Consider the following 11,216-nt stretch of genomic DNA (forward strand, 5'->3'; position numbering starts at 1 on the left):
TACCAGGATCGGGCGGATCTTGCGCAAGACCAGCATCGACGAATTGCCTCAACTGTGGAACGTGCTGCGCGGAGAAATGTCGCTAGTGGGTCCGCGGCCGCACGCTCTGGCGCATGACAACTATTACGACCAGATGATTGGCAATTATGCCTGTCGCCGTCACGTCAAACCCGGCCTCACCGGCTGGGCTCAGGTGAACGGCCTTCGCGGCGAGACACCTACCATCGACCTGATGAAGAAGCGCGTTGAGTTTGATGTCTGGTACGTCACTAATTGGAGCATTTTGTTGGACATTCGCATCATGATCCGGACCGTGGTAACGCTCTCGGGTCAGGACGTTTATTGAACCATTCTTGTCGTAGCTCGCGACGCGGATCGCGCCGATTCCGGCATCGATCTGCTCGAATTGCAGGTGGGAAAGGAAGGACTGAAGAGCTTCCCCGCAGAAATCCTGTGGTGCTCGACTTATTGATATTTGCGGTGGCACAACGCAGAGAGTCCGAGTTGAGTGCCGCGATCACCATTCCCATCGCCCGCCGGAAGACCTAGCAAAAGCATACCGACCGCGCGCAGCTCTCTCGTTGATTTTCGCCGCGAAACACGCTGCCAATCGGTGCCACCCTTTGCGGGATTTCAGCACGAACGTTTTAGGAATTTCGCCACTCGTCGCAGGGCGTGCGACCACAAAAAGTGTCGCACGAGACCCGTTCTGTTCTCAACGCCTCTGCCAATAACGCATTGAAGAGAAATGAGTTTTGGGTGGTGCGCGCACCAGGGCTCGAACCTGGGACCCGCTGATTAAGGACGCTGCATCACTGATCGAACAAGCCGTAGGTGTAGCTGCGCGAATGCGTGGCCGACGAAGCGGCGCCCCGCGACCGCCCCGACCACTTCGGAAAACTCGCTCACGTTGGATGTCGGAAGATTTTTCTTGATCTCCCGGTGCACACGTCGTGCATACGCCGCCTCTTAACCGATTGAAACTCCAGAGTTCTCGCTCCAATCCATCATGGGCCAATTCGAGCTAACGTAAGGAAGCGTCGTCGGAGAAAGTCAAATAAGCGCACGCGTTCGAGCGGCGGGAGAAAACGGCAAATTGGTTCAGCTCGGGGAGACACAACCACCGCTACCGACATTCGCTGCGAATTAACATTTGAGATCTGATTGGCACAAGCGGATGCTATCTCTAGTCCGTGCGTCACAACCCGCATCGGTGATCGGCCTCTGCGCTCGATGTTCGACAGACCCGGCGGAACGTCGCGCGGATTGCTTGATGATCTCAGCAGGGCGGCCGTGTCAAATCTGCCGCCCGCGGAGCAACCGCTCGAAACAGATTAGCGGATCTCGTTCACGTAGTGATGATGCGCAGTCGTGGCGCGGTGCTCGCTCAGGATCGCAAGCGCACCGGCTTGATCGTACGCTTCCTCGCGGATCACCAGAACGGCGTTCGGCGAAGCCAGCGCAAGTAGACGCCGATCCTCCTTGTCGGCGAGCTCTGCCATGAGCTTCTCGCGTATCGCCGCGATGCGAATGCCATAGGCGTCGAGCAGATGGAGGTAGAGCAGCGCCGGCACGCTTGCCGGCGCATGTGGGAAATCGGGCACTCGGCGCGCAACGATCCGTATTCGCGAATGCATCACCGGCACGCGGCCAACACGTCGGACGCGATGAAGACAGAGCAGCGGCTCACCAACGACTTCCGTGAAGAGGATGGCCTCCTCTGCATCGGCCGGCCGCAACGTCACGGACAAGACTTCGGGCACGGAGCGCTGGAGCCCGCCGTCTTCGCCATGAAGTCGGAAATACTGGAAGAAAAAGCGCAGACTATGTTGTGGCGCGCGGCCGGTCACGACCGTCCCGGTCTTGCGCCGGCGAACCAGCATGCCGTCGGCCGTCAGGTCCGCGAGCGCCCGGCGGATGGTGCCGACTGCAACCCCGTATCGCGCGGCAAGTGCAACTTCACCGGGAAGCACCGTGCCCGGAGACAGTTCGCCCACCAGGATCGCCTCGGCGATCTGCCGCTTGACGTGCTCGTACAACGGAACCGGTAGGCTGGATTGGTCGCTCGCCGCTGCTTTTGCCTGTTTACCGGTCACGCCTGCCTCATTCTTCGGAATTGACAGCAATCGGCTTTGCATATTTCTTTATAGAATATAGAAATGAGCCGCCGCAAATGTTTTCTCCACCGCAAGGCCCTGGGCAGGCCAGCCCGACGCTGACCGACGGTTTCGCCGAAATCGAGCGCACGGTCGAGCGTGCGATCGACGATCTTGCTCGGATGGTGGCGATCGACACGAGTTTCCCGCCCGGCGCGGGATATGAAGCGTTTGCCGGATTGATGGAGAGCGCCGTTGCAACACTCGGCCTGGACTGCCAACGCGTCGAAGTCCCCGAGCATTTGTGGTGGGTGGCGGGCGGCCCTGCGCAAGGGCGCAGAACCAATCTCATCGCGCGCCGCCGCTCGGACAAACCGGTGCTCGGGCTGTATTTTCATGTCGACACCGTACCGGCAGCGCCCGGGTGGACCACCGATCCGTTCCAGTTGACGCGCGACGACGATCGCCTGATCGGCCTCGGCGCCGCCGACATGAAAGGCACCATCGCGGCCGTGCTGCTCGCGCTGCGCGCCGCCGACACGATCGGTGTTTCACTCGGCTACGACCCGATGCTGCTGCTTTGCACCGACGAAGAAGCCGGACTCTATCCCGGCGTGCGTTATCTGGCGGAGCAGGGTTTGCTCGAAGGCCACATTCTGAACTTCAACGGTGCCGCAGCGCCGCGCATCTGGGCCGGCTGCTTTGGTCTCTTCACGCTGCTGGTGCGCGTGCGCGGCAAGACGGTTCACGCAAGCCAAGCCAGAGCCGCCGGTTCAAACGCCAACGCCATCGAGGTCGCACTGCCGATCCTCAATGCGCTCGCAGCATTGAAACCAGATATCGCCGCGCGGACGTCCGCCCTGCCGGCGCCGCCGCATGCGACGCATCCGCTCGCAGCCCAGCTTGATATTTCCGCAGCCCATGGCGGCCAATGCGGCGGCCAGACTCCATCGCTCTTTGAAATTCTCGTCTGTCGGCGCTATGCTCCTGAAGAAGACTTTCAGGCCGCGCGTGCCACAATCGAGAACGCCATATTTGCGGCGGCCCCCGGGGCCGACGTCGACGTCGTTCTCACCGGCCACCTCATGCCGACATCCGATCCAACAGGCCCGCACTGGCCGCGCTGGCAGGAGGCGCTGTCGGCCGGGTTCGGATACGCACCGGACGATTTCGCCAAATGGGGTGCGACGGGCTGTTCTGATTTCGGCTGGGTACAACGGACCGGAATGCAGGAGATCCTGTTGACCGGCCTCGGCCGGCCGGAAAGCCGCATTCACGCTCCCGGCGAATTTACCACGCGCGCCGACATCGTCGCGCTGGCGAAATCGGTCCTTGCCTATCTTTCAGCCGAATTTCGTTCCGATCTGTCTCCCGAAACACCTGCCGTCCGCTAGCTCAAGGAGCACGCATCCATGCTGTCCGTCACGCGCCGTCTTTTCCTTGCGGGAACCGCGATCAGCCTCGCCGGTCTGCCCAGGATTGCCCTCGCCGAAGCCCCGAAGCGCGGCGGCGTGCTCCGGATGTCGGTCGACCAGGCCGCATCGGTCATCCATCCGATGCTGGCGCGCGTGAACCCGGAATATCTCGTCACCGAACTGCTCTACTCCAACCTCACCCGGCTGAAGCCGGACATGACAGTCGAGCCGGACCTCGCGATGTCCTGGGAGCCCAACGCGACGCTGACCGAGTGGACCTTCAAGCTGCGCCCGGGCGTGACGTTTCATGACGGTTCGCCGCTGACCGCCGACGACGTCGTCGCCACCATCAACGCGATCCTCGATCCGAAGACCGCTTCCCCCGGCCGCACCAATGTCGGCCCGATCAAGGAGGTCGCCGCGGTCGATCCGCTGACCGTCAAGTTCACGCTCGCAGGCGCCTATGCCGACCTGCCAGTGGCACTCACCTATCTCAACGCGCGTATCGTTCCGGCCAAGGTCATCGCCGGCGACCTCGCGAGCCTTTCGACCACCGCCAACGGCACCGGCCCATTCAAGCTGGCGTCGTACGAGCCCGACCGCCGGATCGTCGTCGAACGCAACCCCGCTTATTATGATCCGGCGCGGCCCTACCTCGACCGGATCGAGCTGCTGGTCTATCCGGACCGCACCGCCGAAGCGTCCGCAATGATCTCCGGTGAAATCGATCTGTTGCTCACGACCGCGCCGGGCGAATATGAGCGCCTCGCCAAGGCCGATGGCGTCAAGGCGCTGCGCACCCCATCCGGCCAGTTCCTGAACATCAACCTCGGATGCGACCAGAAGCCGTTCAACGACGTGCGCGTCCGCCAGGCCCTGGCCTTGGTGGTGGATCGCGAGGCAACCGTCGGCTTCGTCGCCGGCGGCTACGGCACGCCAGGCAACGACACGCCGTTGAGCTCCGCCTACCACTTCTACAAGAACATTCCGCTGAAGAAGCCCGACATCGCCACGGCGAAGAAGCTGCTGGCCGACGCAGGCTATCCCAACGGCATCGATTTGACGCTGGTCGCGTCCGACAGGCCGTCAACCCGCACGCAGCTCGGCGTCGCCGTTCGCGAGATGGCGGCCGCGGCGGGCTTCCGCATCAACGTGCAGACCATGCCGCATGCCACCTATCTCGACCAGGTCTGGAAGAAAGGCAACTTCTACGTCGGCTTCTACAACATGCAGCCGACCGCCGACGCCGTCTTCAAGCTGCTCTACACATCCGACGCGGCCTGGAACGAGACCCACTGGAACAACGCGGACTTCGACGCGGTCATCAATGCAGCCCGCGTCGAGACCGACGAAGCGAAGCGCACGGCACTCTACGCCAAGGCTCAGGACATGATGAACGCCGAGGTCCCCTCGGTGATTTCGGCATTCTTCGACCTGCTCGCGGCACAACGGTCCTACGTCGAAGGATACGCTCTCCATCCACGCGGCTCGGTGTTCCGCCTCGACATGGCCTCGCTCGGCGCCGGCGCGCCGAAGCGCGCCTGACGCCGGAGGCGCTCGGTGTCGCTGGCCTGGTTTGCGCGCCGTTTGATGCTGATGGTCTACACCGTCATCGTGGTCTCGATGCTGGTGTTCGCCATCACGCAGATCCTGCCGGCCGACGCCGCCCAGTCGCTGCTCGGGGAAAACGCGACGCCCGAAGTGCTGGCCGCGCTCAGGACGAGGCTGGGGCTCGGCGATCCATCCTGGCTGCAATATGGTCGCTGGGCCCGCCACGTCTTCACCGGCGATTTCGGCATCTCGATGCGCACGAGCCTGCCCGTCGGCCCGGAATTGCTGGCGGCGCTGTCGCGCTCGCTGCTGCTGGCCGTATCAGCCATCCTGGTCACGCTGGCCATTGCCGTGCCGCTCGGCGTGGTCGCGGCGCTGCGGCAAGGCAGGCTCACCGACACGGGCGTCAGCCTGATTGCCTATCTCGGGGTCTCGCTGCCGGAATTCGTCACTGCGACGCTGCTTGCCCTGCTGCTGGCCGATACATGGCATTGGTTGCCGGCGACCGGCTACGTCTCTCCACTGGAGGATTTCGGCGACGGCATCCGTCATCTGGCGCTGCCGGTGCTCACTGTCTCGTTGATCCTCGTCGCGCATGTCATGCGCATGATGCGCTCCGAGACGCTCGACGTGCTGAAATCGGACTATATCCGCGCCGCGCGCCTGAAGGGCCTGCCGGAACGCACCGTGGTGTTTCGTCACGCCCTGCGCAACGCGCTGTTGCCGGTCGTCACCATCATCGCGCTCGACGTCGGCTATTTGCTCGGCGGGATCATCGTGATCGAGGAGATCTTCGCCATTCCCGGCATCGGGCGCGCGCTGATGGTCGCCATCACCACGCGCGACCTGCCCTCGATCCAGGCGGGCGCGTTGATCATGGCCGCGACCTATGCCGTCACCAACACGCTCGCCGACATGGCCTATGCGTTTCTCGACCCGCGGATCCGCTATGACTGAGCTGTTCATCCGCCTGATGCGAAAGCCACAGGGTTTCGTCGGAATCGTGCTGCTGGCGCTGATCGCGGCCGCCTGCCTGTTCGGGCCCGCATTGGCGCCCTATGCGCCGGAGAAGATTGATTTTCTTGGCCGATTTCGCGCACCCGGCTGGCAGAACTGGCTTGGCGCCGATCAATTCGGCCGCGACATCCTGAGCCGCCTGATGGTCGGCGCGCGTTCGACCGTGCCGCTCGCTTTCATCGCCACCTTCGTCGGCAGCGCAGCCGGAGCGACCATCGGCGTTGGCTCTGCCTATCTCGGCGGACGAACCGACGAGGCCATCATGCGCACGATCGACGCCGTGATGGCGATCCCCGGCCTTCTGATGGCCCTGTTGCTGGTCTCAACGCTCGGCAACGGCGCCGGCAATGCCGTCATTGCCATCGCGGTGGCCTTTGCGCCGGGCATGGCGCGGGTGACCCGCTCGGCCGCGCTCAACGTACGCAATCAGGACTATGTCAAGGCGGCCATCGCGCGTGGCGAGGGAGCGCCTTGGATCATCTTCCGCGAGATGTTGCCGAACGTCATGGCGCCGATCGTGATCGAATCCACCATCCGCGTATCCTTCGCCGTCATGCTGTTCGCGACGCTGAGCTTTCTCGGCGTCGGCGCCCAACCGCCCGCATCCGAATGGGGCCTCATGGTGGCGGACGCGCGCCAATACATGCATCAGGCACCGTGGGGATTGATCGCGCCCTCGGCCGCGATTGCACTCACCGCGATTGCCTTCAACCTGGTCGGCGATGGTCTTCGCGACGCCCTCAACCCGAAGGACGAGCGGTGACCCCCGTACTTTCGATCCAGAATTATACGCTCGACTACATCTCGTCCGCTGGCCCGGTACGTGTGCTGCACGACATTTCGCTGGAGATCGGACCAGGCGAGGTGCTGGGCCTGGTCGGAGAGTCCGGCTCCGGCAAGAGCTCGCTCGCCTGGGCGCTGATGCGCCATTTGCCGGAAAATGCCCGTGAAGTTGCCGGCTCGTTGCGTCTCGGCGACATCGACCTGCAACGATTGAGCCCAGGCGAGCTCACCAGGATACGCGGCCGCCGGCTCGGCATGGTGTTTCAGGATCCCTCGACCTCACTCAACCCGACGCTCACCATCGGTCGTCAAATCACGGAAGCCCTGATCCAGCACCGCGGCCTCAAGCAGCGCGACGCCAGTTCGCTCGCCATCAATCTGCTTGGCTACGTCGATCTCAACAATCCTGCCGCAATCATGCGGCGCTACCCTCACGAGATCTCCGGCGGAGAAAAACAGCGCGTCATCATTGCCACCGCCTTCGGCTGCCGTCCCGACGTCATCCTGTTCGACGAGCCGACCACGGCACTCGACGTGATCACGGGCGCACGCATCCTCGAACTGTTCGCGCGACTACGCCGGGAGACGGGCGTCGCCGCGCTCTATATTTCTCACGATCTTGCGCTTGTGACGCGGGTCGCGGACCGGGTCGCGGTCCTGGAGCGCGGCCGCCTGGTCGAGCAGGCGCCGGCAGCCGACATCTTCCGTGCGCCGCGACATGCTAACACGCGCGCACTTGTAGACGCCGTGCCCAGACCGGAACGCCGTCTTGTCCATGACAAGCCGGGTGACCAGGTCGTTCTCGCGGCCTCCGACATCGAAGTCCGATATGGCAGCGGCGGACTGTTTCGCGACGCGCCGCCGCCGGCTACGAAAAAGATCGGGCTCGAGGTTCGTGGCGGCGAGATCCTCGGTCTTGTCGGCGAGTCCGGCTCTGGCAAGTCTTCCATGGCGCGCGCCCTTACCGGGCTTGCACGCTTCTCGGGCAAGATCACCTTCGACGCGCACGAGATCCACCGCATGCGCGACATGAACGCCGCTTACCGCCGCGACGTACAGATCATATTCCAGCATCCCGATGCCTCGCTCAATCCGCGTCACAGGATCGACGAGATCCTGTCGCGTCCTCTCAAGCTCTACGGCGGCCATCTTGCGGATATTCCCCGCCTGCTCGAACAGGTGCGCCTGCCCGCATCCTACGCCAACCGCTGGCCCCATCAGCTTTCAGGCGGCGAGAAGCAGCGCATCGCCATCGCGCGTGCCTTCGCCGCACGGCCGAAACTCGTGATCTGCGACGAGATCACGGCGCCGCTGGACGTCTCCGTGCAGGCACAGATCATCGAATTGCTGCTGGCGCTGCGCGAGGAAACCGGAACCGCCTTTCTCTTCATCACCCACGATCTCAACCTCATCCGTCAAATCGCCCACCGCATCGCGGTGATGCGCCGAGGCGAGATGGTCGACCTGCTGCCGGTCGAGGATTTCGACGCAGACCACGTCCATCCCTATACCCGCGAACTGATGGCCGCCTCGCCCGTGCCAGTCGGCTGACGACAAGGACTTCCCCCATGGATCACAACGCACTTCTCGCCCGAATCGATGTGCCCGCCGCCCTCGACCTCTTGTCACGCATGGTGCAGCACAAGAGCTACTCCAAATCGGACGGCGAAAAGCAGCTCGCAGCCTTCATGGCAGGTCGCATGCGTGAGATCGGACTGGAGACCGAGCTTGCGCCCTTCGGCAAGGAGGGCCGGGTCAACGCCGTCGGCCGCTGGAAGGGTGCGGGCGGCGGCAAGAGCCTGATGTTCAWCGGCCATCTCGACACCAACCCGGTGACCGAGGGCTGGACCGTCGACCCCTGGGCAGGCAAGGTCGACGACGCCTTCATCTACGGCATCGGCGTTTCCAACATGAAGGCCGGCGACGCCGCCTACTTCTGCGCGGTCAAGACGCTGATCGGCGCCGGCGTCAAACTCAGGGGTGACGTCATCCTCACCTACGTGGTGGGCGAGCTGCAGGGCGGCGTCGGCACCTACTCGCTGGTCGAGCAGGGACTTCGCGCCGACTATTTCATCAACTCCGAGCCGACCGATCTGAAGGCCATGACGATGCATGCGGCCGCCTTCATGTTCATCATCGAGTTGACCGGCAATACCCGTCATCTGTCCAAGCGCGAAGAGGCGATCGATGCGATCGCGGCCGCGTGTGACGTCATTCCGCGCCTCAATGCGATGAAATTCTCGGGCGCCCTTTCGCCGGAGCATGAGCGGATCAACCGCGTCCATGTCGGCGTCGTCCACGGCGCGCTCGGCCGCGAGCTGCATGAATGGCGCACGCCCCAGGTCGCTGATTTCGTGCGGATCAAGGGCTCGGGCCGCTATGCGCCAGGCCAGACCGAGGCCGGCGCGATGGCCGACATGCGTCGCGAGCTCGACGCGCTTGAAGCACGGTTCCCTGGCCTCAAGGCCGAGATCATGTCGGAGGACCGCTCCGGCGTGCCGACCATGCCGCCTTTCGAGGTGGCGCGTACGAGCCCGATCGTCGAGGCCGTCAACCGCGCCTATCGCGCGGTACGCGGCGAAGAGCAGCCGACAGGCGCCGTTGCCCCGAGCTGCTTCTATGGGACTGATGCCGGTCATCTGCACTATTTCGGCGGGATGGAAGGCATCGTCTGCGGCCCCGGCGGCCGCTACAACACCATGCCCGACGAGCGGGTCGATATCGTCGACTTCATCGACATGATCCGCATCTACATGCTGGCTATTCTGGAGATTTGCGGATAGTGGGCGCCGAAGCGCGCGCACCCGATCCCGCCAAGGATGAATGACGATGTTGTTTCCGATCGACGAATATGAGGCGCGCATCAAGCGCGTGCGCGAGCGGATGGCCGCCCGCGAACTCGATGTCCTCGTCATCGACCAGAGCGTTCCTCGCCTACGTCACCGGCTTCTTGATCTCGGAGAACATGTACCGGGCCTGCCTCCTCCCGCGCGATGGCGAGCCGATCATGATACTTCGCGCCGTCGACCTTGGCCCGTTCACCGAGAGCTCGTGGCTGTCGCGCTCCGTTGCCTTCGCCGATTGGGAAGACCCGATCCGGGTGCTCGCCGACACCATCCGTAGCCTTGGCTATGCGACAGGCCGCGTCGGGCTCGATGAGGATTCCTATTGCATGCCGCGCTCCCGCTTCAAGCAGCTCTCGGCGCAACTGCCAGACGCGCGCTTGGTCGACTTCTCCGGCGTGATGGCCGAACTCCGCGCCAGGAAGAGCACGAGGGAGATCGCCGTGCTCCGGCGCTCTGCCGCGATCGGCGACCTCGGCATCGATGCAACTCTGAAAGCCTCCGGCGAAGGCCGATCGGGCCGCGACGCGGCAGCGGCCGTCTATCAGGTCTTCATGCAGGAAGGCGCGGACGCCGCACGCGCCGGGATCATTACCGCTGGCGTCGGCAACGCGTTCCTGCATGGCGGACTGACCAAGCAGCCGCTGGCCAAGGGCGATATCCTGCATATGGAGCTGTTGCCCTATATCGACGGCTATAGCGCCCGGCTGATGCGCTCGGCGGTGATCGGAGAAATCGACCCGCGCCGGTAGCATCTCGCTCAGCGACTTATCGATATCCAGGACCGGCAGTTCGAAGCGATCGAGCCTGGAGCCAACGCCGCCGACGTCGATGCTCTGGCGCGAAAGGCGATGCTCGCCGATGGCCTGCGGCCCGACTACCCCAAAATCACCGGCTATTCGCTCGGCTGCTATCCGCTCCATAGCCCGCGCACCAGCGACTTCTCGCGCATCTTCCTGCCCACGGCCCATTGGACGCTGGAGGTAGGTATGGTGTTCCACATGTATGTCTCCGCCGACGGCATCGCGATCAGCGAGACAGTGCTCGTCACTGAGACCGGGCACGAATGTCTGACGCGCTCGCCGCGGCAAGTGTTTCAGGTCTGAGCAACGCACGGCCCAGAGACGTGCACGTCCCGACCTGGGGCGACTCCTACCCACTTCAGAAGGCCTTCTCACATTGGCTGTGATGAGATTTTTCTTGATCTCCCGGTGCACACGTGGTGCACACGGCGTCGTCTAACTGTTTTAAAATCCTGAACTCTCGCTCCAATTCATCATGGGGGCTGTAGAAAATTTCCAGCGCAAGGTGTTCATTTCCTTGATCTATTTTGTCGTCGCTCGATCTTATAAGGGATTGGAGCGACGGGGAAATCCAGCACGAGCGAGCCTTGGTATATTTTGCTTTTCTCCAAGATCAATGTCTCTCCGTTGGAGGTCAAAAGGCCAAATCTACATTCTCGATGCACACATGGTGCACACAAAAGCCCGATTGCAAGGCAACACCTATGC

8 protein-coding genes and 1 pseudogene are annotated in these 11,216 nt (G+C 63.2%); 8 read left to right on the forward strand and 1 reads right to left on the reverse strand.

Annotated elements, in window-relative coordinates; all coding sequences use genetic code 11:
- Window positions 1–346, forward strand: a 346-nt coding sequence (locus AC1D00_RS10410) for a sugar transferase (RefSeq protein WP_477010608.1), incomplete at its 5' end; no start/stop codon positions are given.
- Window positions 347–1,334: 988 nt separating this feature from the next.
- On the opposite strand, the gene AC1D00_RS10415 is transcribed toward AC1D00_RS10410, so the two are convergent.
- On the reverse strand, window positions 1,335–2,096 hold the full coding sequence (locus tag AC1D00_RS10415) for a GntR family transcriptional regulator (RefSeq protein WP_477010609.1): 762 nt from the start codon (window positions 2,094–2,096) through the stop codon (window positions 1,335–1,337).
- A gap of 77 nt (window positions 2,097–2,173) precedes the next feature.
- On the opposite strand from AC1D00_RS10415, the gene AC1D00_RS10420 reads away from it, so the two are divergent.
- The 7 genes and pseudogenes from AC1D00_RS10420 to AC1D00_RS10450 all read left to right on the forward strand — a co-directional run bounded on the left by AC1D00_RS10420 (window position 2,174) and on the right by AC1D00_RS10450 (window position 10,811).
- Complete coding sequence (locus AC1D00_RS10420; RefSeq protein ID WP_477010613.1) at window positions 2,174–3,490, forward strand: M20 family metallopeptidase; 1,317 nt, start codon at window positions 2,174–2,176, stop codon at window positions 3,488–3,490.
- An 18-nt stretch (window positions 3,491–3,508) separates the two neighbouring features.
- Window positions 3,509–5,056 (forward strand): ABC transporter substrate-binding protein, encoded by a 1,548-nt coding sequence (locus tag AC1D00_RS10425; RefSeq protein WP_135172955.1) that lies wholly within the window; start codon window positions 3,509–3,511, stop codon window positions 5,054–5,056.
- Window positions 5,057–5,071: 15 nt separating this feature from the next.
- Window positions 5,072–6,019 (forward strand): ABC transporter permease, encoded by a 948-nt coding sequence (locus AC1D00_RS10430; protein WP_477010610.1) that lies wholly within the window; start codon window positions 5,072–5,074, stop codon window positions 6,017–6,019.
- Window positions 6,012–6,842, forward strand: coding sequence for an ABC transporter permease (locus AC1D00_RS10435; protein ID WP_404555041.1), 831 nt, complete (start codon window positions 6,012–6,014; stop codon window positions 6,840–6,842). Before AC1D00_RS10430 ends, AC1D00_RS10435 begins: the two co-directional genes overlap by 8 nt.
- Entirely contained in the window at window positions 6,839–8,413 is a 1,575-nt protein-coding gene (locus AC1D00_RS10440; RefSeq protein ID WP_477010611.1) for an ATP-binding cassette domain-containing protein, read from the forward strand. The genes AC1D00_RS10435 and AC1D00_RS10440 overlap by 4 nt, the downstream gene beginning before the upstream one ends.
- Before the next feature lie 17 nt (window positions 8,414–8,430).
- Window positions 8,431–9,645, forward strand: coding sequence for a M20 family metallopeptidase (locus AC1D00_RS10445; RefSeq protein ID WP_477010612.1), 1,215 nt, complete (start codon window positions 8,431–8,433; stop codon window positions 9,643–9,645).
- 182 nt (window positions 9,646–9,827) lie between these two features.
- Window positions 9,828–10,811 (forward strand): annotated as a pseudogene (locus AC1D00_RS10450) (M24 family metallopeptidase).
- Window positions 10,812–11,216: the final 405 nt, after the last annotated feature.

It is taken from the genome of Bradyrhizobium sp. P2_E8 (genome assembly GCF_056403875.1).